Genomic DNA, 26903 nt, shown 5'->3' on the forward strand with positions numbered 1-26903 from the left:
TCTTTCCTTAACTACAGTGTTTTATTGTTAGAATCCATGTTCGCTGGCGATTATACGTAAACAAAAACCGGAAAAACACACAAACAAGCAACTTTTTATTAAACATCACTCCCCTGCATTCAACATTCATACTCATCTTGACCGGGCTGAGCGGGAATATATGTGCGCTTGCGCACGATAGTCTCCTTAAGCCAGCAAAACGACATCTTTTGCTCACTATTCAACCATCACTAAAAAGGCACCCGAAGGTGCCTTGTCATGCTTAAAGTACTTCTGCCAGCAGCGTGCGCGCTATGGTACGCATCCCCAGGGTATTGGCCCCTGGTGCCCACAGGCTGTCGCCGTTGTCACTGAAGCAGGCAGCCAGATCGATGTGAAGCCACCCCTCCCCCTCATTGCCGACGAAACGGGAGAGGAAACCCGCAGCATTGGAGGCGCCACCCGGTCCGCCCCCCTTGACCGGACGGCTGTTGGCCGTGTCGGCATAGTGGGAAGGACACTGCTGGCGGTGCCAGGGCTCCAGCGGCAACGGCCAGGCCGGCTCCTGCTCTGCATCGGCATACGCCATGGCCCGGCTCACCAGCCCCTTGTCGAGACCGAACAGGGCGTTGTAACGTCCACCCAGCGCCATCACTGCCGCACCGGTCAGGGTTGCGGCATCGATGATCAGCGGTGCACCGGACTCGCTAGCCAGCTGCAGGCCGTCCGCCAGCACCAGCCGCCCCTCGGCATCGGTGTTGACGATCTCGACCGTGGTGCCGTTCTTGTAGGTGAGGATGTCCCCCAACTTGTAGGCGTGGCCGGAGACCAGGTTCTCGGCGCAGCAGAGGATGAGCTTCACCCGCTTGTCGAGCCCGCGCAGCATGGCCAGCGCCAATGCGCCGGTCACAATGGCGGCGCCGCCCATGTCACACTTCATGGTGAGCATCCCCTCGGAGCTCTTCATGGAGTAGCCACCGGAGTCAAAGGTGATCCCCTTGCCTACCAGAGCCGCTGCCACCGGCGCTTTGGGATCCCGCCCCGGATTGAAGTCGAGCTCCAGCAGCACCGGCTCGCGCTCGCTGCCGCGGCCCACCTGATAGAGGCCGACCCAGCCAGCCTGTTGTAGCGCTTCCCCCTTGAGAATGCGGTGGCTCACCTTGTCCGGTGCCAGCTCGGTAATAAAGGAGGCGGCTTCAACCGCCAGCTCCAGCGGCCCCAGCTGCTCCGGCGTGGCATTGGTCATCTCCCGCACCCAGCGGCCACAGAGCCAGCGTGCTTCCAGCTCCTCTCTGTCCTCTTCCGAGGACATGGCCCACTGCAGCTGCACCTCGGCCTTGGGGGTTTGCAAGCCCTGGGCAAAGGCCCACTGCTGTTCGCGCTCCCAGTGGCCAGCCAGAGACACCTTCTGGATTCCCTGCTGGCAGAGACGACGCGCCGCTTGCTGAATATCCAGCAAGGCATTGGTCGTTGTCAGATGGATCACCATGCCATCGGCGCGGTGCGAGAGCAGCGCCCCCTCCCCCCACTCGGCAGGGGCCAATTCCCGGCTCAACCAGACGTTCATGCGCTCACCTCCTGCAGCCAGCGGGCGATAGTACGCAGGCCATGGCCCTTGGCACCGGTTGCCCACAGATCGTTACCCGCTTTCTGGTAAGAAGCGGCCAGATCCAGGTGTACCCACCCCTTGCCCTCATCGCGCACAAAGCGGGAGAGGAAGGCAGCTGCCGTAGTGGCACCAGCTGTCCCTTCAGCTGAAGCAACGTTGCCCAGATCGGCAAAGGCCGAGGTGAGCTGGCCGGCATGCCAGGGCTCCAGCGGCAGCGCCCAGGCCTGCTCGTTTTCCGCTTTGGCGGCGGCCAGTGTGCGAGCCTGCTCGGCTTCATCGAGGGCAAACACCGCATTGTAGTCGCGGCCCAGCGCCATCTTGGCCGCACCGGTCAGAGTGGCGGCATCGAGGATATAGGCCGCGCCACTGTCGGAGGCTGCCATCAAACCATCGGCCAGCACCAGACGCCCTTCGGCATCGGTATTCTGGATCTCGACCGAAATGCCGTTCTTGTAGGTGAGGATGTCGCCCAGCTTGAATGCGTGGCCCGAGACCAGGTTCTCGGCGCAGCAGAGGATCAACTTCACCCGCTGGTTCAGACCGCGCCTGATGGCCAGCGCCAGCGCACCGGTCACCATGGCGGCACCGCCCATATCGGACTTCATCGGCAGCATGTTGTCAGAGGACTTCATGGAGTAGCCACCGGAGTCAAAAGTGATCCCCTTGCCCACCAGCACCGCCACCACGGGCGCATTGCGATCACCAGTCGGGTTGTAGTCAAGCTCCAGCAGCACAGGCTCGCGCTCGCTGCCACGGCCCACCGACCAGATCCCGATATGGCCAGACTCGCGCAGCGCTTCACCGGCCGTGATGCGGGCGGTCACCTTGTCGCCAGCCAGACCGCGGATCAGCAGCAGCGCCGACTCCGCCAGACTCATGGGGTAGATCTCCTCCGGGGTGCCATTGGTGATCTCGCGCACCCAGCGGGTCGCCTTGAGCAAGCCATCCAGCTCGCGGGCATCCGCGTCGCTCTGCTGGCCGAAATCCAGTTCACGGGCTCCCTTGGCGGCGTAGAAACCCTGAGCGAACGCGTAGCGACGCTCCAGATCCCAGCCTTCACCGACCAGCGCAACCCGCTTGATCCCGCTCGACTCGAGACGACGGGCAGCACGCTGCACAGCGCGCAGCACCTCTTTCTCAACAGAGAGAGCGCCGAGGTGAATAGTGGCTTCATCGCCATTGAAACTGAGCAGGGCACCCTCGCCCCAGTGAGCGGCCGCAGCCTGGGTGGACAACCCTACCTTCATCATGTCAGCCATCTTCTCTTGCTTCCTTTTTTACTGGCACTGTTTTAATGCGCAAACAGGTAAGAACGAATACAAAAAAGGCCGTGCCCCAAAGGGGTCACGGCCTTCACCATATCACTGAAGCACCGATGGATGCTGCACGTGCAATTCACTTGTGTGTAATTAATGGCGTTCAGAGGCGAGGTTCAGGGTGTACTTGGGCAGCTCCACCACCAGATCCTCATCAGCCAGTTTGGCCTGGCAGCTGAGGCGGGATTCCGGCTCCAGCCCCCACGCCTTGTCCAGCATGTCGTCTTCCAGCTCGTCGCTCGGCTCTAGGGAGTCAAAGCCTTCACGCACCACACAGTGGCAGGTGGTGCAGGCACAGGACTTCTCGCAGGCATGCTCAATCTCGATGCCGTTGCGCAGCGCCACATCCAGAATGGTCTCGCCGCTCTCCCCTTCGAGGGCAGCGCCATCCGGACAGAGCACGGGATGAGGAAGAATGATCAGTTTTGGCATATTACACCTTGTTGACGTTTTGTCCGGTCAGCACCTTGCGAATGGAAGCATCCATCCGGCGGGCTGCAAACTCGCCACTGGCAGCATCCGCCGCCTCGATGGCCTCTTTGATTTGGTTGCTACTCCCCGCCTGACGCATGGCCAGCAGATGGGCGATGGCGGCATCAATCTCGGCGCGCTCTGCCGCATTGAGCAGTGCATCGCCATCAGCAGCCAGCGCGGCATTCAGGCTCTCGACCACCCGGTCGGCCTCGACCTGCTGCTCTGCCAGCATGCGGGCATCCATATCCTGCTGGGCATTCTCGATGGAGGCGCTCAGCATGTTGAGGATATCCTCCTCTGCCAGCCCGTAAGAGGGCTTGACCTGGATCTCGGCCTGCACGCCGGAGGATTTCTCCATGGCGCTGACCGATAGCAGACCATCCGCATCCACCTGGAAAGTGACTCGAATATGGGCGGCACCGGCGGCCATCGGCGGAATGCCGGTCAGGGTAAAACGGGCCAAAGATCGGCAATCCGCCACCAGCTCGCGCTCACCCTGCACCACGTGGATGGCCATCGCAGTCTGACCATCCTTGAAGGTGGTGAACTCCTGAGCGCGGGCCACCGGTATGGTGGTATTGCGCGGGATCACCTTCTCGGCGAGCCCCCCCATGGTCTCAAGACCCAGGGAGAGCGGGATGACGTCCAGCAGCAGCATCTCGGCATCTGGCTTGTTGCCCACCAGAATATCAGCCTGAACGGCAGCGCCGATGGCCACAACCTTGTCGGGATCGATACTGGTGAGCGGCGTGCGACCAAAGAACTCGCCCACCATCTCGCGCACCAGCGGCACCCGGGTGGAGCCTCCCACCATCACCACCTCTAGCACTTCCACCTGCTCGAGACCCGCATCGCGCAGGGCGCGGCGGCAAGCCAGCAGAGTGCGTTTCACCAGCGGCGCGATGAGCTCATCAAACTGGCTGCGGCTCACCGAGCCCTGCCAGCCGGCAAAGGTGCAGGAAACGCTGTCGGAATCGGTCAGACCGTGTTTGACGGCGGCAGCCACATCCAGCAGCTCACGCTGCAGACGGGCATCCAGCTCGCCGGTCAAACCGGCTTGTTCCTTGATCCAGTCAGCCAGCAGGTGATCGAAATCATCGCCACCGAGGGCGGAATCACCGCCGGTTGCCATCACTTCGAATACACCGCGGTGCAGACGCAAAATAGAGATATCGAAGGTGCCGCCGCCCAGGTCATAGACCGCAATAACCCCTTCCTGACCGGAGTCGAGGCCATAGGCGATGGCTGCGGCGGTCGGCTCGTTGAGCAGACGCAGCACATGCAGACCGGCCAGACGGGCCGCATCCTTGGTGCCCTGACGCTGGGCATCATCAAAATAGGCGGGCACTGTGATGACCACACCATCGAGATCGCCACCCAGGGTCTGGGCGCCGCGCTCGGCCAATTTTTTGAGGATCTCGGCCGAGACTTGCACCGGGTTGACCAGCCCCTGACGGGTCTGCAACTGCGGCATGCCGTTGTCGGCTGCCACGAATTGATAAGGCTGCTGGCGGGTATCAATATCGGCCAGCGCCTTGCCCATCATCCGTTTGACCGAGACGATGGTATTGTGCGGGTCGAGCGCCGCTTCACGCTTGGCATCGAAGCCCACCCGGATTGCATCCGCCTGATAGTGAACGACAGAGGGGAGCAGGTCGCGCCCCTGTTCATCACTGAGCGTGGCGGCCTGACCGCTGCGCACTGCAGCGACGAGAGAATTGGTGGTACCGAGATCGATGCCGACGGCACGCTTGTGCTGATGGGGTACAGCGCTCTGGCCGGGTTCGGCGATTTGCAGTAATGCCATGGGTAATGAGACTTCCAGCGTTAAAGGATCAAGACTCGAGGAGCGAGTCTTCGAATCGTTCCAGCTCTTCGAGGAGCTTGTCGACAAACTTGAGTTTGCGAACGCAGTCGGCGGCGACAGGATCGTTGCCAGTGGCAAGCGAGTCGGTCAGCTGCTGCATCAACAGCTGGTGATCATGCCTGATCTCGCTGCGAAAATCCTTGATGGCGCGCTCAGGGTCAGCGTCACCTTTCAGATCGGCCAGACGCTCGCGCCATTCAAGCTGCTGCATCAGAAAAGCCGTGTCTTGCAGGGTCTGCTTTTCGCCACGAATATCGGTGCCACGCAGAGAGAGCAGATATTCGGCACGGCGCAGCGGCGCCTTGAGGGTGGTGAATGCGTCGTTGATCTGGGCGGCACGCTGTACCGCTGCCAGCTGCTCCCGCTCGGGAGCAGTGGCGAAACGATCGGGATGAAACTGGGTCTGCAGCTGACGGTAGGTGTCGGCCAGCTGCCGGGTATCGAGCTCGAAGCCTTCAACCAGCCCAAACAGCTCGAAATGGTTCATGCAATCCTCTTAGACACTGAAGCTTTCGCCACAACCACACTCGCCTTTGGCGTTGGGGTTGTTGAATTTGAAGCCCTCGTTGAGCCCCTCTTTGACGAAATCCAGCTCGGTGCCATCCAGATGGATGAGGCTCTTGGCATCGACAATAATCTTGACGCCCTGCTGCTCGAATACCTGATCTTCTCCGGTAAGCTCATCGACAAACTCGAGCACATAGGCAAGGCCCGAGCAGCCGGTGGTCTTGACGCCGAGGCGCAGGCCAATGCCCTTGCCCCGGTTGGTCAGAAAAGAGGAAACCCGTGCCGCGGCGGCATCTGTCATGGTAATAGCCATACTGCTCTCCGGCGCTTAGAGACCTTTCTTCTGCTTGTAATCGGCGATGGCGGCCTTGATGGCATCCTCGGCCAGAATGGAGCAGTGGATCTTCACCGGCGGCAGAGCCAGCTCTTCGGCGATATCGGTGTTCTTGATGCCGGCCGCTTCGTCCAGGGTCTTGCCCTTGACCCATTCGGTCACCAGGGAGCTGGAGGCGATGGCAGAGCCGCAACCATAGGTTTTGAACTTGGCATCTTCTATGATGCCCTCTTCACTGATCTTCAGCTGCAGCTTCATCACGTCGCCACAGGCAGGTGCCCCCACCATGCCGGTTGCAACGCTGGGATCATTCTTGTCAAAACCACCGACGTTGCGCGGATTTTCGTAGTGGTCGATTACTTTTTCACTGTAAGCCATATCTAACTCCTGCTAATTCTGTTGCTCACTGAAGTGATCAGTGATGAGCCCATTCGACCGTGTTCAGATCAACGCCATCCTTGTACATCTCCCACAGCGGAGACATCTCGCGCAGACGACCGATAGAGTCACGAATGAGCTTGACCGCGTAGTCAATCTCTTCTTCGGTGGTGAAGCGACCGATGCTGAAACGGATGGAGCTGTGAGCCAGCTCGTCGTTCAGACCCAGCGCACGCAGCACGTAGGAGGGTTCCAGGCTGGCAGAGGTACAGGCAGAACCGGAAGAGACCGCCAGATCCTTAAGCGCCATGATGAGGGATTCCCCTTCCACATAGGCGAAGCTGACGTTGAGGTTGCCGGAAACACGCTGCTCCAGATCACCGTTGAGGTAGACGGCTTCGATATCTTTCAGGCCATCCCACAGACGCTGACGCAGGGTCATCACGCGCTCGTGCTCGCTTGCCATCTCTTCCTTGGCGATACGGAAGGCTTCACCCATGCCAACGATCTGGTGAGTCGGCAGGGTGCCGGAACGCATGCCGCGCTCGTGACCGCCGCCGTGCATCTGGGCTTCGATACGCACGCGCGGCTTGCGGCGTACGTAGAGCGCACCGATCCCTTTCGGACCGTAGATCTTGTGGGCGGAGAGAGAGAGCAGGTCAATCTTCATCGCTTCAACATCGATCTCGACTTTGCCCACGCTCTGGGCGGCATCGACGTGCAGCAGGATCTTGCGGGAGCGGCACAGTTCACCCAGCCCTTTGATGTCCTGGATCACGCCGATCTCGTTGTTCACGTGCATCATGCTGACCAAAATGGTGTCGTCACGCATGGCGTTCTCGATCATCTCGAGGGTAAAGAGACCGTTTGGCATCGGCTCGAGATAGGTCACCTCGAAGCCTTCACGCTCCAGCTGACGGCAGGTGTCGAGCACCGCTTTGTGTTCGGTCTTGGAGGTGATGATGTGCTTGCCTTTGCTGGCATAAAAGTGGGCAACACCCTTGATTGCCAGGTTGTCAGACTCGGTTGCACCGGAGGTGAAGACGATCTCGCGCGGGTCAGCACCGATAAGCTCTGCCACTTGATTACGGGCCAGATCTACCGCCTCTTCGGCCTGCCAGCCGAAACGGTGAGAACGGGAAGCCGGATTGCCAAACAGGCCATCCATGGTGAGACACTGCATCATTTTTTCTGCGACACGCGGGTCCACCGGACAGGTTGCCGAATAATCAAGGTAAATAGGCAGTTTCATGTTTTTCTCCGTCACAGTTCGGGTCATACAGAATCCCGCTGTGGAAAGCACGTTTATAGTTGGACTTTCAAGCTCACATCGCCGTGTTCTGCCCGTTCAATCAGGGACAACACGCTTTTCATCTGTTCATCTTGCTTGCCGGCAATCCGGCGTACATCGGCCTGGCGAACCAGTTCGGCCAGGGTGATCTCGCCGAGGAAACTGGAGATCCGCTCGCTCAGATCACGCCACAGGGAGTGAGTCAGGCACTGGGTACCACCATGACAGCCCCCTTTGCCGAGGCACTTGGTGGCATCTACCGACTCGTCAACCGCGGTGATAACCTGGCCGACCGAAATCTCGTCAGGGGCCAACCCTAGGCGATAACCGCCACCGGGGCCGCGCACGCTGCTCACCAAGCCATGTTTGCGCAGGCGGGCAAACAGCTGCTCGAGATAGGACAAGGAGATGCCCTGGCGCTCGGAAATATCGGCGAGGGGAACAGGCCCCTGCTCTGCATGCAGCGCCACGTCGAGCATGGCGGTTACAGCGTAACGTCCTTTTGAAGTCAGTCTCATGTGCCTTACCGTCTTGCGAACCAATTCAATGGGCACATGGTCACATACCCGACCAAATCAGTCAAGTATATGGTTGAGTAATCCAGTCGGGTTTATCCCTGCGGTCTCGTCTTTTGCACCGAGGTAAGAATGCCCCGCAGAATATTGAGCTCAACCGACTCCGGACGAGCCCGGTTGAACAGGCGGCGCAGCTTGTTCATCACCTGCCCCGGATGATCATCGGTGATGAAACCGGTCTTGAGCAGCGTCTGCTCCAGATGCTGGTAAAACCCCTCCAGCTGTTCGGCACTGGGGTAATCCTGAGCCATATCTTCAGCAACCTCTTCCTGACCCTGCAACCAGTGCATCCGCACTTCGTAACAGAGGGTCTGTACCGCCATGGCCAGGTTAAGGGAGCTGTATTCGGGATTGGCCGGAATGGCCACATGGTAGTGGCACTTCTGCAGTTCATCGTTGGTCAGGCCGGTCCGCTCGCGACCAAAAACCAGCGCAACAGGATGCTTCATCCCTTCGGCTACCGCCATCTTGCCCGCTTCGCGGGGATCGAGCATAGGCCAGCTCAGGGTGCGGGAGCGCGCGCTGGTGCCAATCACCAGACCACAGTCAGCGATGGCTTCATCGAGGGTCGGGACGATACGGGCATTGGCCAGAATATCGCTGGCACCTGCAGCAAGGGCGTTGGCGTTGCCATCCGGCAAAGCTTGCGGATCAACCAGTACCATTTGGGTGAGCCCCATGGTCTTCATGGCGCGCGCCGCAGAACCCATGTTGCCGGTATGAGAGGTATTTACCAAAACGATACGAATCTGATCCAACATGCCCTATCAATCTTCAGTCAAAAATGGCGCGCAATTATAACATAAGAGAGCGCTATTTTGGCACCGTTAAAGGCATCCCATTTCAGAACAAAAGCGGGCGTTGGTATAACAAACCGGCATGAGGCAAAGAGGAGGAAAAACTAGACTTAATGGATATGTAGAATTGTTCACGGGAGAGATCCAGCTATGCTTCCTCCGTTTATCTACGAGAAATTGCCCAGCCTCTATCTGCTGGCGGCCACTGCCATTATCACCCTTGGTAACCAGCCCCTGCTCTGGTTTGCGGGTGCACTTTTGTATATCGCTGGAGCGGTTACCTGGATGATGCGCTCCAGCTACCGGCGCACCGACCTCATCATCTTTCCAGCCAAACGCTGGCTGCAACCGGAATGGCTTTATGAAGCCCAGCCCTTTGTCTGGCTCGCGCTGGGAATGGCCATTGCACAGCTGCCTGCGCCACAAGCCCTGCTGGCACTGGTGCCTTGTCTGTGGGCTTGTCACTGCCTTTGGGCACGGCACCATTACCGCCGCCATGCCCACGGCGTGACGATTCACTTACGACGGGATCCCGCCCGCCGCCGTCTGAACCGGAGTCTGCGCTGATCCGGTTCGAGCCTGCTCGATAAAGGTGGCCAGATCCATCAGGGGGTACTTCATCAGCACCGGCAGCCCATCGATGTCCAGGCTGTCCATCAGGTTTTTCACTTCCAGTCCCAACTCGGTATCCCCTTCAATCTTCAGCTTGCGCTGGAAGAAGAGCGCGTCCGGATCCTCCTTGCGACCGGCAATCAGGATCAGATCGTTGGCGGTGCCGCTAAAACAGACATCGGCCTGTTCGCAGCTTTTTGCCACGACCAGTTGACCGCTCTGCTCGCTGATATACCAGCAGAGCTCCAGATCGGTGACCTCTACTTTCAGCCACTTGTCTGTCAGGAACTCGAAATCGCCATCCGCGATGGCCTCCTTGAATACCCGTGCCAGCAAACTCTCCATCAGCTGCTTTTGCAGATTGAAGGGAACCAGCTTGAGCGGATGACGCAAGAGACGGGGCGCCTGCTCGACCAGGCGACGTTGCAGTTGTTGAAACACAATGGACTCCTTTGTTTTGCGCATTCAAGCACAGGGATGCCGGCAAGATCCTGTTGGAAATCAAACTTGTGCAGAGTTGGGTTGATCAGGGAAAGCCACACAAAGCTGCCTCAGGTCAAAAAGCCAAGGGGCTGTGGTGCATACAATCAGGGCTCGTTTGCCCTTCATATGCACTCTCGGAGCGTACCAATGGAATTACTCTGTCCGGCAGGCAGTTTGCCGGCACTGAAAACCGCCGTGGATAACGGGGCCGATGCCGTTTATATCGGTTTCAAGGATGACACCAATGCCCGCCACTTTGCCGGTCTCAACTTTACCGACAGCAAGCTGGAGAAGGCGGTAGATTATGTGCATCAACATGATCGCAAACTTCATATCGCCATCAATACCTTCGCCCATCCTGGTGCCGATGCCCGCTGGAAGCAGGCGGTCGACCGCGGGGTGGCTCTTGGTGCCGATGCTCTCATCATTGCAGACCTTGCCGTGCTCGATTATGCCAGCCGCCGTTATCCCGACATGGAGCTGCATGTCTCGGTGCAGGCCAGCGCCACCAATGCTGCCGCCATCCGCTTCTATCAGCAGCAGTTCAATGTCAAACGGGTGGTGCTGCCACGGGTGCTCTCCATGCATCAGGTGAAACAGCTGGCTCGCGAGACCGATGTCGGCCTTGAAGTCTTTGCCTTTGGCAGTCTCTGCATCATGGCCGAGGGGCGCTGCTACCTCTCCTCCTACATGACGGGCGAGAGCCCCAATACCGTCGGTGCCTGCTCGCCGGCCAAATTCGTGCGCTGGGAAGAGACCCCGAATGGCCTCGAATCACGGCTCAACGAGGTGCTGATCGACCGCTATGGCCCCGGTGAGAATGCCGGCTACCCGACCCTGTGCAAGGGGCGTTTCGAAGTGGATGGCCAGACCTACCACGCGCTGGAGGAGCCCACCAGTCTCAATACCCTGGGTCTCTTGCCCGAGCTGTTCCAGACCGGTATCCAGTCGGTCAAGATCGAGGGTCGTCAGCGCAGCCCTGCCTACGTGGAGCAAGTAACTCGGGTCTGGCGCGCCGCCATCGACGCCTATCAGGCCAATCCCGAGGCCTATCAGGTCAAAGCCGAATGGGATGCCCAGCTCGCCCGTGTTTCCGAAGGTAGCCAGACTACCCTTGGCGCCTATCATCGTCAGTGGCAATAAGGAGCCCCTATCCATGAACTTCTCTCTCGGGCCCCTGCTCTTCTACTGGCCCAAAGCCGATACCGAGGCCTTTTACCGCGCCGCAGCCCAAAGCGAAGCAGATATCGTCTATCTCGGGGAAACCGTCTGCAGCAAGCGACGCGAACTGAAAGTCGATGACTGGATCTCCCTCGCCCGCGAAGTGGCGAGCTCCGGCAAACAGGTGGTGCTCTCGACGCTGGCGCTCATCTCTGCCCCCTCCGAGCTGAAAGAGGTGAAACGGCTGGTCGACAACGGCGATCTGATGGTCGAAGCCAACGATCTGGGCACAGTCCAGCTTGCCCATGAAGCGAACCTTCCATTTGTCTGTGGCCCGGCCATCAACGCCTACAACGCCGATGTATTGCGCATGCTGATCAAGCAGGGGATGAAGCGCTGGGTCATGCCGGTGGAGCTTTCACGGGACTGGCTGGTACAGCTTGAGCAGGATCTGGGGGCGACGCGCCAGCAGTTCGAAGTGGAAGTGTTCGCCTACGGCCACCTGCCGCTCGCCTACTCGGCACGCTGCTTTACCGCCCGCTCTCTCGATAAGCCGAAAGACAACTGCGAACTCGCCTGCATCAACTACCCCACCGGACGGCTGGCCAACAGCCGCGAGGGGCAACGCGTCTTCAACCTCAACGGTATCCAGACCCAGTCCGGTTACTGCTACAACCTGGGTAACGATCTGGCCGGGATGGCAGGTCTGGTGGATGTGGTGCGCCTCTCCCCCCAAGGAATGGAAACCCTCGAAATGCTGGCTCGCTTCAAGGCCAACCAGCAGGGTGATGCGCCTATCCCCCTGCACAAAGGGAGTGAGTGCAACGGCTACTGGCGCCAGATCCCCGGCATGAGCCTGGTGGAGTAAACGCAAACCACGCAAAAACAAAAAGGCCTCGCAATGAGGCCTTTTTTACACTTTCACGCTCCCTCAGGAGGGGCGGTCGCTCTTGCTCTGGCCACTCTGGGCGCCGGGAGGCAGCGGCTTGCGAGCCATCAACTCCAGCTCCAGCAAGGCATAGCGATGCTCGATGAAGTCGTAGACGTTGTTGGAAAGCGCCAGCTTGAAGTAGCTGATCGCCTCCTTGCGGTTGCCCCGACCCAGCTCGTACTTACCCAGATAGAAGTAGGTTTCGCACAGGCGCTCGGCGAGCTCCCGGTTATCCTTCACCCCTTTGACCACGTTGCCCATCAACTCGGTGGCATTCATCTCGCCGGTGTAGAGACGAACCAGATCCCAGTTCCAGGCGTCGTCATCGTACTTGTTGAGACGCTCGCGCATCCGGCTCATAGCCGCTGCCGGATCGAGTTTCTGCTCGGCCAGATAGAGCCAGATCACCCGGTAAGGGTCTTCCGGCTGCGCCTCATAGAAGCGTTTCATATCGGCGGCAGCCAGCTCGGGACGATTGCCGTAGTAGAGCGCAATGCCACGGTTCAGGTAGGCATAGTCGTAATCGGGCGCCAGTTCGAGCGCCGAATCGAATGCCTCGTAGGCTTCGTCATAATTCTGCTGCTGCACCAGATAGACGCCGATGAAGTTGTAGGCTTCGGCGAAATCGGGCTTCTCCCGCAAGGCACGGTTGAAATCGAGCCGCGCAAGGGAGCGCAAACCAACGCGATCAAAGACCACTGCACGCTCATAGAACAGCTCGGCACGCTGCTCCGTGGTCAACTCCATCTCGCTGAGCATCTGCCCGAGTCGAGCTAGCGCCAGCTCGCTCTGGTAGGAGACCTGCAAAGGGGTCGCCAACACCAGAGATGCAGGCTGCGGCTTGGGAACCTGAGGGGCATTAACCTGACTGCTACTGCTGCAACCCCACATAGGGAGCAGCAACAGGATACCGAGGAGGTATCCAATCCCTTTCCTGACGTTCAATGAACACTCCGACGCTTACGCTTGACCCCGCATATGGTAAAGGTCAACCGTCGCTTTGTCATGTAGCTCAGCCTATCTCTCTCAAATAAATCAGGATTCGACAGGGTATCCGGCCTCCAGCCAGCCGCGAAAACCACCATCGACGCTGATCACCTTGCGATAACCCATCTGTTGCAGATTGTCTGCCGCCAGAATGGAGCGAAAACCGCCGCCACAGTAGAGGTAAAGCTCGGTATCGACATCGGGAAAACGGGTCTCGATATCACGCTCAATCACGCCACGGCCCAGATAGAGGGCGCCGGGCAGATGGCCTTTGGCCCACTCGCTCTCTTCCCGCACATCGATCAGATGAAAAGCGCGCCCCTCATCCTGCCAGCGCTTGATCTGGTGGACATCGGTCTCGGCTACGCGGGAGCGGATCCCTTCTACCAGCGCCAGAAAACGGGGATTGTGTTGCATGGCAAGCTCCTTTTGTTGAAATCATCTGCGTCAGCATACGACAACAGCGAAAAAGAAAAGAGCGCCTTGCAGCGCTCTTTCGTGGTTTACGGCAGGATTTCCTGTTGATCCGCACCCTCTTTCTCTACCTGGGTTGGCAGCATGTGCTCGCGCTTGACGCCGAGGAACATGGCAAACGCACTCGCCACATAGATGGAGGAGTAGGTACCGAAGGCCACACCGATCACCATGGCCACGGCAAAACCGTGGATCAGCGCGCCGCCCTTGAGCAGCAGCGCCAGCACCACCACGAAGGTGAGGCCGGAGGTGATGATGGTACGGCTCAGGGTCTCGGTCATGGAGAGATCCAGGATGTAGTCGGTATCCCCTTTGCGCACCTTGCGGAAGTTCTCCCGCAAGCGGTCGAACACCACGATGGTATCGTTCAGGGAGTAACCCACCAGGGTCATCAATGCCGCCAGTACGGTCAGGTCGAACTCGTACTGGAAGTAGGCAAAGACACCGAGGGTGATCACCACGTCGTGCACCAGCGAGAGGATGCCGCCCATGGCCAGACGCCATTCAAAGCGCACCGCCACGTAGATCAGGATACAGATGATGGAAGCCAGCATGGCCAGAGCACCATCGGTCGCCAGCTCGTCACCCACGGAGGGACCGACGAACTCGACGCGCTTGAGCACGGCACCGGGATCCAGCAGCTTGGCAGCAGCCAGCACCTCGTTACCCTGCTCCTCGACCTTGACACCCTCTTTCGGGGTCAGGCGGAACAGCACATCACGGCTGGAGCCGAAGTGTTGCAGGCTCGCCCCTTCAATCTTCTGCTCTTCCAGCACCTGGTGCATCTTGTCCAGGCTCACCGACTGCTGGAACCCCACTTCGATGGTGGTCCCACCGGTGAAGTCCAGACCCCAGTTCAGGCCCCGATCAAACAGAAAGAAGAGGGCGATCACCATCAGCACGGAAGAGAAGACCACACCCGTTTTGGCATAGCGCATAAACGGGATCGGTTTTTCAAAATGTAGAATCTGAAACATCTCTCTATCCTCAGATGGGCAACTTGTCGATGCGCCGTCCACCCCAGGCCAGGTTGATAATGGCGCGGGAGACCGTGATGGCAGTAAACATGGAGGCGGTCAGACCGATGCCCAGCGTCAGGGCAAAGCCCTTGATGGCGCCAGTACCGATACCGAACAGGATCACACAGGTGATGAGCGAGGTGACGTTGGAGTCGGCGATGGTCGAGAATGCCCGATCAAAGCCCAGATGGATGGCTTGCTGAACCCCGCGGCCGTTGCGGATCTCTTCACGAATACGCTCGTAGATCAGCACGTTGGCATCCACCGCCATACCGAGCGTCAGCACGATACCGGCGATGCCTGGCAGGGTCATGGTGGCCCCCGGGATCATCGACATGATACCGACGATCAGCACCAGGTTCATACAGAGCGCCAGGTTGGCAACCCAGCCGAACGCACGGTAGTAGATCCCCATGAACAGCACGATCACCAGCATGGCCCAGCCGATGGCTTGCATACCGCTGTCGATGTTCTGCTGACCCAGGCTCGGGCCAATGGTGCGCTCTTCCACGATCTGGATCGGGGCGATCAGGGCACCGGCACGCAGCAGCAGCGCCAGGTTGTGGGCTTCGTTGGCGTTGTCGATACCTGTGATGCGGAACTGGCTGCCAAGGCGCGACTGGATGGTGGCGACGTTGATCACCTCCTCCTGCTTGCGGAACTTGCGCTTGCCATCCGGACCAGGCTGACCAACCGGCTTGTACTCGATAAAGACGGTCGCCATCCCTTTACCCACGTTGTCCTTGGTAAAGTTGGCCATCTTGTTGCCACCCTGGCCATCAAGCTTGATGTTGACCTGGGGACGGCTGTACTCGTCGAAACCGGACTGGGCACCCACGATGTGGTCACCGGTCAGGATCACCCGCTTTTGCAGCACGACAGGACGACCATTGCGATCGTTGTAGACCTTGGAGCTCGGCGGTACGCGACCGTCGGCCGCAGCCTGAATGTCGGCCGTCTCATCGACCATGTGGAACTCCAGGGTCGCGGTCGCACCGAGGATCTCCTTGGCACGGGCGGTATCCTGGATACCGGGCAGCTCAACCACAATGCGCTCGGCGCCTTGCTGTTGTACCAACGGCTCGGCGACACCCAGCTCGTTGACCCGGTTACGGATGATGGTGATGTTCTGCTCGAGGGCGTACTTCTTCACTTCCTTGATCTTCGCTTCGCTCAGACCGGCCATCAGGATGAATTCATCCCCTTTCTGCTCGGTGGTGAAGGTCAAATCAGGGTTCTGGCGACGCAGATGGGTGACAGCACGCTCTTGATCCGCTTCGTCACGAAATACCACCTGTACCTTGTCACCGACCCGGCGCACGCCGGAGTAACGGATCTTCTGGGTACGCAGCTCGGAGCGGAAATCCTGCACCATCTGCTCTTGCTGCTTGGTCAGCGCCTCGGCCATGTCCACTTCCATCAGGAAGTGCACACCACCGCGCAGGTCCAGACCCAGTTTGAGCGGGTTGGCACCAATGGCTTCGAGCCAGGCAGGAGTAGAGGGGGCAAGGTTGAGAGCGGTAATGAAGTTGTCACCCAGCTTGTTGGCGACGATATCGCGCGCCTTGAGCTGATCTTCGGTGTTCTTGAAACGGATCAGGATCAGACCGTGCTCGAACGCAGCATGTTTGACCGGGATCTTGGCCTCATCGAGACTCTCTTTCACCAGGTCAAGGGTATCTAGCTTGACTTCGGCACCACGGCTGGCAGAAACCTGCAAGGCCGGGTCTTCGCCGTAAAGATTGGGGGCTGCATATAGAAAACCGATGGCGATCACTACGATCACCATCAGGTATTTCCACAGCGGATAGCGATTCAACACGCTGTGCTCCTTGGGAGATTAAAGGGACTGGATAGAACCCTTGGGCAGAACGGCAGAAACGAAGTCCTTTTTGATGGTGACTTGAGTCTGGTCGTTCAGGGCGATCACCAGGTAATCGCTGTCGGCAGCCACTTTGGCAATCTTGCCAACCAGACCACCGGAGGTGAGCACTTCGTCACCCTTGGAGAGAGAGGTCATCAGATTGCGATGATCTTTGGCGCGCTTGGCCTGGGGGCGGTAGATCATGAAATAGAAGATGAGACCGAATACGGCCAGCATGATGATCATTTCCATGCCACCACCCTGTGCCGCCGGAGCTGCGCCTTCTGCATACGCCTTGGAGATAATGCTCATTTAACAACCTCTTATTGATGTAGATTTGAAAACTAGCTTATAAATTATTGTTATTTAACGTCATTTACAGCTAACGGAGGCACGGGCTTCCCTTGCCGACGGTAAAACTCTGTTACAAAGTCGTCTAATTTACCCTGCTCGATCGCGTCCCGCAAACCCTGCATAACACGCTGGTAGTAACGCAGGTTATGGATAGTATTCAGACGGGCACCGAGGATCTCGTTGCACTTGTCCAGATGGTGCAGATAGCTGCGGGTGTAGTTCTTGCAGGTGTAGCAATCGCAGTCGGCATCCAGGGTGCTGGTGTCGTTGCGATACTTCGCATTGCGGATCTTGACCACGCCATCGGTGGTAAAGAGATGACCGTTGCGGGCGTTGCGGGTCGGCATCACGCAGTCGAACATGTCGATACCGCGGCGCACCCCTTCCACCAGATCTTCCGGCTTGCCCACGCCCATCAGGTAGCGCGGCTTGTCGGCCGGGATTTTCGGGCAGACGTGCTCAAGGATGCGGTGCATGTCCTCTTTGGGCTCACCCACCGCCAGACCACCGACCGCGTAGCCGTCGAAACCGATCTCCAGCAGACCTTCCAGCGATACGTCACGCAGCGGCTCGTAGACGGAGCCCTGGATGATGCCGAACAGGGCATTTTTGTTGCCAAGGGCGTCGAACTTGTCGCGGGAGCGCTTGGCCCAGCGCAGGGACATCTCCATCGACTTGCGCGCTTCTTCGTAAGTGGCCGGATACGGGGTGCACTCGTCGAAGATCATCACGATGTCGGAGCCCAGATCGTACTGGATCTCCATGGACTTCTCGGGGTCGAGGAAAATCTTCTCGCCATTGATGGGGTGGCGGAAGTGGACGCCCGCTTCGGTGATCTTGCGAATGTCGCCCAGGCTGAATACCTGGAAACCACCGGAGTCGGTCAGGATCGGGCCCTGCCAGTTCATGAAGTCATGCAGATCGCCGTGGGCGCGCATCACTTCCTGACCCGGACGCAGCCAGAGGTGGAAGGTGTTGCCAAGCAGGATCTGGGCACCGGTCTCACGCACCTCTTCCGGGGTCATTCCCTTGACGGTGCCGTAGGTACCGACCGGCATAAAGGCCGGAGTCTGCACGGTGCCACGCTCGAATACCAGCTGACCGCGACGGGCACGGCCGTCGGTGGTTTTCAGTTCAAATTTCATTGCTACCTCGATTCAGTCAGAGAAACAGTCTGACAATTAAAGGCCATTCGGCCCGCTATAAAAGGCGAAGCTTATGCCTCGCCCCGGCGACGGGTGACGAACATGGCGTCCCCGTAGCTGAAGAAACGGTACTGCCCGGCCACGGCGGCCTGGTAGGCGGTCATCACGTTATCATACCCGGCGAAGGCGCTGACCAGCATGATCAGAGTCGACTCCGGCAGGTGGAAGTTGGTCACCATGGCATCGACAATCTGGAACTGGTAGCCCGGGAAGATGAAGATGTCGGTGTCGCCAAAAAAGGGCGCCAGCGGCTTGCCCTGCGCCAAAGTCACCTTGGCGGCGCTCTCCAGCGAACGGACCGAGGTGGTGCCAACGGCAATCACCCGACCGCCGCGCGCACGGGTAGCGGCAATGGCATCGACCACCTCTTGCGGCACTTCGGCATACTCGGAGTGCATATGGTGATCTTCAATCTTCTCCACCCGCACCGGCTGGAAGGTCCCCGCCCCTACATGCAGGGTGACAAAGGCAGTTTCAACCCCTTTGGCCCGAATTTTCTCAAGCAGCGGCTCGTCAAAGTGCAGACCGGCGGTCGGCGCGGCGACGGCGCCCGGCTTCTGGTTGTAAACCGTCTGGTAGCGCTCCTTGTCGGCATCCTCGTCGGGACGGTCGATATAGGGGGGCAGCGGCATGTGGCCGATGGCCTCCAGGATCTCCAGCACCGGACGGGCGTCGAGGAAATGGATCTCGAACAGGGCATCGTGGCGGGCGCGCATTTCAGCTTCCACGCCACCATCCATGATCATCCGGGTGCCCGGCTTGGGCGCCTTGGAGGCACGCACATGAGCCAGCACGCTGTGCTCGTCCAGAATGCGCTCGACCAGCACCTCCAGCTTGCCGCCACTGGCCTTCTGGCCAAACATGCGGGCCGGAATGACGCGAGTGTTGTTGAATACCAGCAGGTCGCCCGGGTTGAGCTGGTCCAGCACATCGACAAATTGACCGTGGCGCAGGGCGCCGGTTTGACCGTCGAGCTGCAACAAACGGCTGGCGGTACGCTCCGCCATCGGATAGCGGGCAATCAGCTCGTCTGGCAGATCAAAATGAAAATCGGATACTTGCATCTTTCACCTCGGGGGGAATCGGCGGCTAGTCTAGTTATCCCCATCTTCCAAGGCAACCCAAAAGACCAAAAACCCAAGAGAGACAAGGGGTAGCGGGCAATTTTGTGACCACCAACCGGTTAATGACTCTTTAATGTTTTGTATTGACCCTGATCATGTTTTGCCACCCATGGCTGGGCTAGGGTGGAGACAGGCGGAGAAGAAAAACCAATGCAATCAGGAGGCCTACCATGATGACCATATCCGAAATCATGACGGAACATCCCTTTACCTTGGGGCCGGAGAACAGCGTCAAACAGGCGATGGATCTGATGCAGCAGGAGCGGATCCGCCACATTCCCATCGTTGACGAACACCATCATCTGCAGGGGCTGGTCACCCTCACCGATATCTTGGCCACCCGTGAATCCAAGCTGCTGCTGATAAGCCCGGAGCGGGAGGCGGAGTTTACCGACAGCGTCCACCTTGACGAGATCATGACCCGCCAGGTTGCGAGCGTGGATCCCCATGCCGGCATCAAGGAGGCAGCGCTCTATCTGCAGCGCCACCGGTATGGCTGTCTGCCGGTGCTCAAGGGACGCAAGCTTATCGGCATCGTCACCGAGTCGGACTTCATTTCGGTGGCCATCAACCTGCTGGAATTGATGGAGGAGCAGGAGCCGCCCACCGATTTTTGACACAACAACCTGTAATTTAATTACAGAAAAAGCGTTTTCAGCAGTAAAAAAGAGCAATAGAGGTGAAAGTGTTTCATTTTGATTGAAAAATTACACCAATTACTTGCCATGTGATCTTCATCACACTATTATCCCCCTCATGCAATAGTTGCCGAGGGGGAGATGAAGGAGTGTGCACCCATCCTCTTCCTCTCATATGTCTGCAAGTTTGCACACCCCGTAGTTAGTCTTTGCTGTAAAGCATTTGTTTATATAGCCATTCCTTGTTTGATGACCCGGCTTTATCGTTGCGATAGCGCCGGGATTTTTTTATCTGCGCGAAACGCGCAGCCCGCTTGCACCAGCTCGGGTCGGCTTCTGCTTTATCCCCCCCACCTCCCCTCTTGCTGCTTGTGCCGCTCTTCTTTGCTCCCGATCCATATGGCCACTCGATCCCCCAGATCGGGCGATATCCTCATCTTCTTTCGGCAAGCCCCCACTACCTCTTTTTGCCAGACATAGGGGAGGTATAAATTAAAATCGGGTCATTCTCGCCAAACCCATAAATTTGATTTATAGCGACCGATTTGGTCTGCAACCCCCTCTTTGACGGCAGCAAGCGGCCTTGCGAGGGGGATGCCCGACGGTTGCTACCAGCGGCACCGACGATAGGCCACCGCGTATAAATCCAATATACCGATTAAAGCGATTCAATTTTGTGGCTTTAATCGATTAGAACATCCTCCTATGATGACTCCATCGAAAGTTAAACGCCTCGTCCGACACGACTCTGCAAACCCGGACAGGCATATGTACATCACCAAGGAGCAAATCCATGTCTACCTACATCAACACTGAAATCAAGCCGTTCAACGCTACCGCCTACCACAATGGCAAATTCGTTCAGGTGTCTGACGCTGACCTGAAAGGCAAGTGGTCTGTGGTGTTCTTCTACCCGGCTGACTTCACCTTCGTCTGCCCGACCGAGCTGGGTGACCTGGCCGACAACTACGCCGAATTCCAGAAGCTGGGCGTCGAGATCTACGCTGTCTCCACCGACACCCACTTCACCCACAAGGCCTGGCACGACACTTCTGACACCATCCAGAAGATCCAGTACCCGATGATTGGCGACCCCACCGGCACCATCACCCGCAACTTCGGCGTGATGATCGAAGAAGCCGGTCTGGCTGACCGCGGTACCTTCGTCATCGACCCGCAGGGCATCATCCAGATCGTCGAGATCAACGCTGGCGGCATCGGCCGTGACGCACTGGAGCTGCTGCGCAAGGTCAAGGCTGCCCAATATGTTGCCGCTCACCCGGGTGAAGTGTGCCCGGCCAAGTGGAAAGAAGGCGACGCCACCCTGGCCCCGTCCCTGGATCTGGTAGGCAAAATCTAAGCCTCCCCGCTCTGAAGACCGGCCCGTTCAAGGGCCGGTCTTGTTTACGGACCTCAGAAAACGCGCCGGTCTACTTTATGGACCGCCATTTTCTGTACCCGGTCACAGTGCCGACCCGCATTCAGCAAGAAGGAATTCGACCATGTTAGATACCAACCTCAAACAACAACTCAACGGTTACTTGCAGTACATCGTCAATCCCATCGAGATCAGCGTGTCCGGCAATGACAGCGACAAATCCGCTGAGCTGCTGGCACTGGCCAGCGAGATCGCCGGGATGTCCCCCAAGATTTCCCTGACCGATGGCACCAATGCCCGCAAGCCTTCCATGAGCGTCGCGCCGCAGGGCCAGGCCCCGCGCGTTCATTTTGCCGGTATCCCCATGGGTCATGAATTTACCTCGCTGGTACTTGCCCTGCTGCAAAGCGGCGGTCACCCCTCCAAGGCCGATGCGGCCGTGCAGGAGCAGATCCGCAATCTCAAGGGCGAGTTCCACTTCGAGACCTATATTTCGCTCTCCTGCCACAACTGCCCGGACGTGGTACAGGCTCTCAACCTGATGGCCACCCTCAACCCCGGCATCACCCACACCATGATCGATGGCGCCCTGTTCCAGGACGAGGTCAACGAGCGTCAGATCATGGCGGTACCGAACGTCTACCTGAACGGTCAGCCGTTCAGCCAGGGCCGCATTTCGCTGGAAGAGATCGTCGCCAAGCTCGACACCGGCGCCGCTGAGCGCAAAGCTGAGGAGCTGAGCGAAAAAGCACCCTACGACGTGCTGGTCGTCGGTGGTGGCCCGGCTGGCGCCGCCGCCGCCATCTATGCCGCTCGCAAGGGCATTCGCACCGCCATCGTCGCCGAGCGTTTCGGTGGTCAGGTGATGGACACCGTCGGCATCGAGAACTTCATCTCCGTGCCCTATACCGAAGGCCCCAAGCTGGCCGCAAGCCTGGAGCAGCACGTCAAGCAGTACGGCGTGGAAGTGATCACCGAGCAGCGCGCCGCCGCTATCAGCAAGGATGGGTATGTGAACGTGGATCTCGCCTCTGGCGCCACCTTGAAAAGCCGCTCGGTCATTCTCGCCACAGGAGCCCGCTGGCGCGACCTGAACGTGCCGGGCGAGCTGGAGTACCGCACCAAGGGCGTGGCCTACTGCCCGCACTGTGATGGCCCCTTCTTCAAGGGCAAGCGGGTTGCGGTGATCGGGGGTGGTAACTCCGGTATCGAGGCCGCCATCGATCTGGCTGGCATTGTCGAACACGTTACCGTGGTGGAATTCGCCGACACTCTGCGTGCCGACGAGGTATTGCAGAAGAAGGCCCGCTCCATGGCCAACATCGACATCATCATGAGTGCTCGCACCACTGAAGTGATCGGTGACGGCAGCAAGGTGGTGGGGATGGATTACGAAGATCGCACCACCGGCGAGATCAAGCATCTGGCGGTGGCCGGCATCTTCGTCCAGATTGGTCTGGTACCGAACACAGAGTTCCTTAAAGAAAGTGACGTGGCCCTGACCCGCTTCGGCGAGATCGAAATCGACACCAGGGGCGCCACCTCCCTGCCCGGCGTCTACGCCGCAGGGGACGCCACCACGGTGCCGTTCAAGCAGATCATCATCTCCATGGGCGCCGGGGCGACCGCCGCGCTGGGCGCGTTTGATTACCTCATTCGCAATCCGGCCCCGCAGGCGAGCAAGGCTGACGCCGTCACCGCCTGATAGCCTCGCCAAAGTGAACAAGCCGACACCCTGCGTGTCGGCTTTTTTGCATCTGTTGCTTCATAAAAAAACCCGCAACAGGTGCGGGTTTTCATCAATCACGACATCAGCATCATTCGAGCAGGAAAACGGCGTCGATATTGTCAGTAACCGTGATCTGCTGCTGTTGATAGCTGTTGGCAGCCATATCCGCTGCAGGCGCGGCCATCGCCTGTGCCTTGAAGTTGCGGCTATAGAGCGGCATCGGGGATGCATTGCGGTACTCCGCGCTGTACACCTTGCCCAGCTTCATGCCAAACGCCTTGGCCAGCGACTCGGCCTTGCTCTTGGCATCTTCCACCGCCCCCAGTCGCACCTGCTCCTTGACGGTTTGCGGCGATTTCAGGCCATATTCGATTTGCGATACCGACTCGAGCCCGGCTTTGAGCGCGGTATCCATCAGCTGGCTCAGCTTGTCGAGTTGGTAGAGCTTGACCGCCAGCTGGCGCTGGGCACGGTACCCGAGCAGCTCGGGTTTCTTGTTCTCGGCATATTGATACTCGGGAGAGACCACCAGATTGCCGGCCTCCACATCGGAGCGCTTGATGCCCAACCCTTCAAGCTGGCCAAAAAACGCGGCAACCTTGGTATCGACCAGCTGCTTGGCCTTGAGCCCCTGTTTTTCCAGCGCGGTAACCGACACATTGAGCGTCAGCATGTCCGGCTCCACCTTCTGCTCAGCGTAACCACTCACCACCAGATGGGGCGCTTGCGGCACTTCAAGGGCAAACAGGGGGGCACTGACAACCAGAGCCGACAGGGTAAGAAGGGGACGCCACATAGAAAAAAGCCTCAATCAACAAGATTGAGGCCATTATGCCCGCAGCAAAGTGAGATTCATATATCGTGCAGTGGCGGGATCTGATCCAGCACCTGATTGGTCAGATCAAGGCTGATGGTGACAACCGGGGCAGCCTCCTGCTCTCCCCCTGCAGATACTGGCGTGTTGCTGACCTGCGCGACCAGCACCTCGTCATCGAAGTGGAACGAATCCCACGACAGAATATGTCCTTGTGGCTGGGAGTGAACCTCTGTCGGTACACTCTCCTCCATTGCCACAGACCAGGGAATAGTCTCGGAGTGACCCAGCAGATCCTGCAGCTGTGGGGAGTAGAGACTGGCCAGCGAGTACTCCTGCTGACCCAGATCATGCCCTACCAGAATGACACCATGAGACTCTTCAGCATCCATTGCCGGGGTGTAGGTGATCGATGCCGCAGCAAAATCGACACTGAGCGAGCCAGCTACATCACCGGCGTCGTTCTCGATCTCCACGCCATCCAGCTGATCCCCCGCGATCGATGCCTGATAGCCAAACTGGCCTGCGCAGGTAATGGTTCCCTGCCCATCCCAGCTATAACGGATACCATCAATGTCGACCCAGTTGAATGACTGCATGACGCCCCTCTCCTCTACTGCTGCTATCTTATCCATCCCTCAGGGGAAAAAACAGGGGCCAGGCAAGCCCGGCCCCGGGACAAGATTACGGATCAACCTTCAGATTGCCCTGATTCAACAGGTCTTCAATGATGGTCTGGTCATTGCGTGTTCCTCCCAGTGTCAGGTCGATGTTGTCAAACTGGATAACGTGGGTCGTACTGCCGCTGCCCGAGCCATCCAGATCGATGGTGAGTGTTGACTTGCCAGTGCCCGGACCTGTGGTGAAGGTGAGATAAGCATCGAGCGAAGTCTTGTTGGCATGTTCGCCGCTAAGCAACTCACTGATATCCAGCACATCGCCGCCAGTTCCGGTGGTGAAGTCCTTGATCACATCGGTGCCACCCACATCTCCAGCGCCCCACTTGAAGGTGTCCTTGCCGGCACCACCTGTGAGGGTGTCAGACCCGGTCCCGCCAACCAGAATGTCGATACCGTCACCGCCTATCAGAATGTCATTGCCTTTTTGTCCATAAAGCACATCATTCCCATCGCCACCTTCAAGGGTGTCATCACCACCAACCGCACCTTCCTTACCATACTCTGCATGCTGGCTGTAAAGTTCGTTGAGCAATTGCCCACCACTCTTGCCAGGATTGTCTGCTACAAACTCGAACCAGCCGCCATCCGTATTGTCTGCATGAATACTGTCACCAAAAATCACGTCGTTGCCTGCACCGCCCTGCAACAGGTCAGAGCCGACACTAACAGCGGTAAACAGCGATCCCAAGCCACTAGACAGGTCATCAAAGCTGTCTACGGCGAGGTAGTTGTCTGCAGTGTTGTCGATCGCATTGAGGTTATTGCCAAATGATGCACCGGATGGCACCCCAATCCCGACCGCATTAATCACCACATCCGAGGCAGACAGTGCGCTCAGGGTCGCTATACCGGTCGCAATCTGCGCAGAATTGGTCCAGTTCCCTGCAGTCGGCTCCCCATCGGTGAGGAAGTAGACATATTTATGATTCGCGGCTGGATCCCCGGTCATCATTGTATTGAGTTGTTTCAAGGCTGCTTCGTAATTAGTGCCTCCACCCGACTGCACTAGATTGCTGACAGCCTGCTGAGCAGCAGAAACAGAGGTGTAGGTACCAACATATTTGCTGCTATCTGCAAACGTACCAATCTCGACTTGCAGTTGCGCAATGCCACTGAACTTGGCCAGCAAGTTGTTGATGGCATCTTTCATCAACTGGAATTCCGAGTTGCTGATACTCCCTGACATATCGACCATAAATGTCAGGTTGTAACTACCCGAAGTCACCCCGCCGACATCACCGATCAACACATCAGCCCCGACGCCACCCAATATTGCGCCATCCACATCCGGAGCAAGAAGAGGGTTGGGACGAACGTGATCGTCAATGGCAGTGCTGACCCCGGAACCTGTGTCATTGGCATTGCTACCAACCACCAAGACCGGATTGATAATGGTTAACTTGGCACTGCTGGTATCTCCATCGCCATCTTTAATCTTGTAAGTGACTTCGACAGGCGCCCCCTCTGCCCCCCCTGATGGCGGGGTGAATCGATAGTCACCATCATTTTCAATGTAGAGGGAGCCCTTGTTGGTACCCAATGCAATAGTGAAAGAGGTATTGCTGTTATTGAAGGTGTAGGTTGTTCCGTTGTACTCCACAGACACCAGCTTGGGCGTACCAAAACCGTCGGCTCCTGCACTGTCATTGGTTGTTACATTGCCATCAATTACCTGTGTCAGGTTGGTCAGTGTTCCCGACAGCTGACCCGCTGTATTGATCACCACCACATTGTTGTTGTGAGCACCACTCGGTGACCACGCGACACTTTGCAGGTCGGCATCAAGTACGCTGGTTGAGCCAATCCCCACGGCATATGCACCATCAATGCCTTTTTGTGTCAGGAAGTTCGTCCAGTCATTGCGCTCTGTGGCGTTAATTGCCTCATCAACCGAACTGGGCACTCCATCCGAAATGAAAAATACAAAGGTGTTATCAGCGGAAGGCGGTGTCCCATAATTGTCCCTAACCGCTTGCAAAGCATCATCGTAGTCCGTGGAACCGCCAGAAGAGATGCTAGTCAGCTGACCAGTTACCTGATCCTTGGTCAGCCATACCTGACTGCCGACACTCTTGACTGTTGCCGAACTATCAAAATCAACCAGCATCACTTTGACCAGCGAGTTGCCATAGCTGTTCATCAGATTCGTTACAGCATCCTTGATAACCTGCATATTGGTATTACCAATACTGCCTGAGCTATCGATAACCAACACCAGGTTGACTGTGCCATTAGTGCCACTGGTAATGGTATCAGCCACAGCAATCGGACCATCATCCTTGAAGGTGATAGCAAGCCCGCTCGCACTGGTCGCCGTGGTGCT

General features: G+C 58.0%; 27 protein-coding genes. 6 read left to right on the plus strand and 21 right to left on the minus strand.

What is annotated here, in order from left to right; all coding sequences use genetic code 11:
- Positions 1 to 262: 262 nt before the first annotated feature.
- The 10 genes from pepB (BS300_RS02890) to trmJ form a co-directional block, all read right to left on the minus strand.
- A complete protein-coding gene (gene pepB, locus BS300_RS02890; RefSeq protein WP_071910650.1) occupies positions 263 to 1546 on the minus strand; it encodes an aminopeptidase PepB in 1284 nt (427 codons plus the stop codon).
- Entirely contained in the window at positions 1543 to 2847 is a 1305-nt protein-coding gene (pepB, locus tag BS300_RS02895; protein WP_071910652.1) for an aminopeptidase PepB, read from the minus strand. The genes pepB (BS300_RS02890) and pepB (BS300_RS02895) overlap by 4 nt, the downstream gene beginning before the upstream one ends.
- A gap of 150 nt (positions 2848 to 2997) precedes the next feature.
- Positions 2998 to 3336, minus strand: coding sequence for an ISC system 2Fe-2S type ferredoxin (fdx, locus tag BS300_RS02900; RefSeq protein WP_033114502.1), 339 nt, complete (start codon positions 3334 to 3336; stop codon positions 2998 to 3000).
- Between the two features lies 1 nt (position 3337).
- The gene (gene hscA, locus BS300_RS02905) at positions 3338 to 5185 is read right to left on the minus strand and encodes a Fe-S protein assembly chaperone HscA (protein ID WP_071910654.1); all 1848 of its coding nucleotides are present in this window, start codon (positions 5183 to 5185) and stop codon (positions 3338 to 3340) included.
- A gap of 28 nt (positions 5186 to 5213) precedes the next feature.
- On the minus strand, positions 5214 to 5732 hold the full coding sequence (gene hscB, locus BS300_RS02910) for a co-chaperone HscB (RefSeq protein ID WP_071910656.1): 519 nt from the start codon (positions 5730 to 5732) through the stop codon (positions 5214 to 5216).
- A 9-nt stretch (positions 5733 to 5741) separates the two neighbouring features.
- Positions 5742 to 6065: an iron-sulfur cluster assembly protein IscA gene (iscA, locus tag BS300_RS02915; RefSeq protein WP_041207418.1), complete on the minus strand. Its 324-nt coding sequence runs from the start codon at positions 6063 to 6065 to the stop codon at positions 5742 to 5744.
- Between the two features lie 15 nt (positions 6066 to 6080).
- Positions 6081 to 6464: a Fe-S cluster assembly scaffold IscU gene (gene iscU / locus BS300_RS02920; protein WP_033114498.1), complete on the minus strand. Its 384-nt coding sequence runs from the start codon at positions 6462 to 6464 to the stop codon at positions 6081 to 6083.
- A 37-nt stretch (positions 6465 to 6501) separates the two neighbouring features.
- A complete protein-coding gene (locus BS300_RS02925; protein WP_041207416.1) occupies positions 6502 to 7716 on the minus strand; it encodes an IscS subfamily cysteine desulfurase in 1215 nt (404 codons plus the stop codon).
- A gap of 53 nt (positions 7717 to 7769) precedes the next feature.
- Positions 7770 to 8273: a Fe-S cluster assembly transcriptional regulator IscR gene (gene iscR, locus BS300_RS02930; protein WP_041207415.1), complete on the minus strand. Its 504-nt coding sequence runs from the start codon at positions 8271 to 8273 to the stop codon at positions 7770 to 7772.
- Between the two features lie 92 nt (positions 8274 to 8365).
- Positions 8366 to 9091 (minus strand): tRNA (cytosine(32)/uridine(32)-2'-O)-methyltransferase TrmJ, encoded by a 726-nt coding sequence (trmJ, locus tag BS300_RS02935; protein ID WP_071910658.1) that lies wholly within the window; start codon positions 9089 to 9091, stop codon positions 8366 to 8368.
- A 186-nt stretch (positions 9092 to 9277) separates the two neighbouring features.
- Here trmJ and BS300_RS02940 point away from each other — a divergent pair, with 186 nt between their 5' ends.
- Entirely contained in the window at positions 9278 to 9694 is a 417-nt protein-coding gene (locus BS300_RS02940) for a hypothetical protein (RefSeq protein WP_071910660.1), read from the plus strand.
- On the opposite strand, the gene BS300_RS02945 is transcribed toward BS300_RS02940, so the two are convergent.
- Positions 9647 to 10180, minus strand: coding sequence for an SCP2 domain-containing protein (locus BS300_RS02945; RefSeq protein ID WP_083593349.1), 534 nt, complete (start codon positions 10178 to 10180; stop codon positions 9647 to 9649). The two genes, BS300_RS02940 and BS300_RS02945, sit on opposite strands and share 48 nt — an antisense overlap.
- A gap of 189 nt (positions 10181 to 10369) precedes the next feature.
- Here BS300_RS02945 and BS300_RS02950 point away from each other — a divergent pair, with 189 nt between their 5' ends.
- Together BS300_RS02950 and BS300_RS02955 are read left to right on the plus strand one after the other, a co-directional pair.
- Positions 10370 to 11365, plus strand: coding sequence for a peptidase U32 family protein (locus BS300_RS02950; RefSeq protein ID WP_041207411.1), 996 nt, complete (start codon positions 10370 to 10372; stop codon positions 11363 to 11365).
- Positions 11366 to 11378: 13 nt separating this feature from the next.
- Entirely contained in the window at positions 11379 to 12251 is an 873-nt protein-coding gene (locus tag BS300_RS02955; RefSeq protein ID WP_071910663.1) for a U32 family peptidase, read from the plus strand.
- 63 nt (positions 12252 to 12314) lie between these two features.
- Here the strand turns inward: BS300_RS02955 and nlpI are convergent, their stop codons facing one another.
- The 7 genes from nlpI to queA form a co-directional block, all read right to left on the minus strand.
- Entirely contained in the window at positions 12315 to 13259 is a 945-nt protein-coding gene (gene nlpI, locus BS300_RS02960; RefSeq protein ID WP_280136025.1) for a lipoprotein NlpI, read from the minus strand.
- 90 nt (positions 13260 to 13349) lie between these two features.
- Positions 13350 to 13718, minus strand: a complete 369-nt coding sequence (locus BS300_RS02965) for a rhodanese-like domain-containing protein (RefSeq protein WP_033114489.1) — start codon at positions 13716 to 13718, stop codon at positions 13350 to 13352.
- Positions 13719 to 13804: 86 nt separating this feature from the next.
- Positions 13805 to 14752, minus strand: coding sequence for a protein translocase subunit SecF (gene secF / locus BS300_RS02970; protein WP_033114488.1), 948 nt, complete (start codon positions 14750 to 14752; stop codon positions 13805 to 13807).
- A 10-nt stretch (positions 14753 to 14762) separates the two neighbouring features.
- Positions 14763 to 16616, minus strand: a complete 1854-nt coding sequence (gene secD, locus BS300_RS02975; protein WP_041207408.1) for a protein translocase subunit SecD — start codon at positions 16614 to 16616, stop codon at positions 14763 to 14765.
- An 18-nt stretch (positions 16617 to 16634) separates the two neighbouring features.
- Complete coding sequence (gene yajC, locus BS300_RS02980; RefSeq protein ID WP_041207407.1) at positions 16635 to 16970, minus strand: preprotein translocase subunit YajC; 336 nt, start codon at positions 16968 to 16970, stop codon at positions 16635 to 16637.
- A 50-nt stretch (positions 16971 to 17020) separates the two neighbouring features.
- Complete coding sequence (gene tgt, locus BS300_RS02985) at positions 17021 to 18157, minus strand: tRNA guanosine(34) transglycosylase Tgt (RefSeq protein ID WP_041207406.1); 1137 nt, start codon at positions 18155 to 18157, stop codon at positions 17021 to 17023.
- Between the two features lie 71 nt (positions 18158 to 18228).
- A complete protein-coding gene (queA, locus tag BS300_RS02990; protein ID WP_042033560.1) occupies positions 18229 to 19281 on the minus strand; it encodes a tRNA preQ1(34) S-adenosylmethionine ribosyltransferase-isomerase QueA in 1053 nt (350 codons plus the stop codon).
- Between the two features lie 230 nt (positions 19282 to 19511).
- Here queA and BS300_RS02995 point away from each other — a divergent pair, with 230 nt between their 5' ends.
- The 3 genes from BS300_RS02995 to ahpF all read left to right on the plus strand — a co-directional run bounded on the left by BS300_RS02995 (position 19512) and on the right by ahpF (position 23062).
- Positions 19512 to 19958, plus strand: a complete 447-nt coding sequence (locus BS300_RS02995) for a CBS domain-containing protein (RefSeq protein WP_040066530.1) — start codon at positions 19512 to 19514, stop codon at positions 19956 to 19958.
- A gap of 814 nt (positions 19959 to 20772) precedes the next feature.
- On the plus strand, positions 20773 to 21339 hold the full coding sequence (gene ahpC / locus BS300_RS03000) for an alkyl hydroperoxide reductase subunit C (RefSeq protein ID WP_005299724.1): 567 nt from the start codon (positions 20773 to 20775) through the stop codon (positions 21337 to 21339).
- A 142-nt stretch (positions 21340 to 21481) separates the two neighbouring features.
- Positions 21482 to 23062: an alkyl hydroperoxide reductase subunit F gene (gene ahpF, locus BS300_RS03005; RefSeq protein WP_071910667.1), complete on the plus strand. Its 1581-nt coding sequence runs from the start codon at positions 21482 to 21484 to the stop codon at positions 23060 to 23062.
- Between the two features lie 112 nt (positions 23063 to 23174).
- Here the strand turns inward: ahpF and BS300_RS03010 are convergent, their stop codons facing one another.
- The 3 genes from BS300_RS03010 to BS300_RS03020 all read right to left on the minus strand — a co-directional run.
- Entirely contained in the window at positions 23175 to 23882 is a 708-nt protein-coding gene (locus BS300_RS03010; protein WP_071910669.1) for an SIMPL domain-containing protein, read from the minus strand.
- Positions 23883 to 23938: 56 nt separating this feature from the next.
- On the minus strand, positions 23939 to 24499 hold the full coding sequence (locus BS300_RS03015) for a hypothetical protein (protein ID WP_071910671.1): 561 nt from the start codon (positions 24497 to 24499) through the stop codon (positions 23939 to 23941).
- Between the two features lie 85 nt (positions 24500 to 24584).
- Positions 24585 to 26903: VWA domain-containing protein (locus BS300_RS03020; protein ID WP_143241690.1), on the minus strand; the 2319-nt coding region annotated here is incomplete at its 5' end.

Source organism: Aeromonas sp. SCS5 (assembly GCF_001887375.1).
GTDB lineage: Bacteria > Pseudomonadota > Gammaproteobacteria > Enterobacterales > Aeromonadaceae > Aeromonas > Aeromonas jandaei.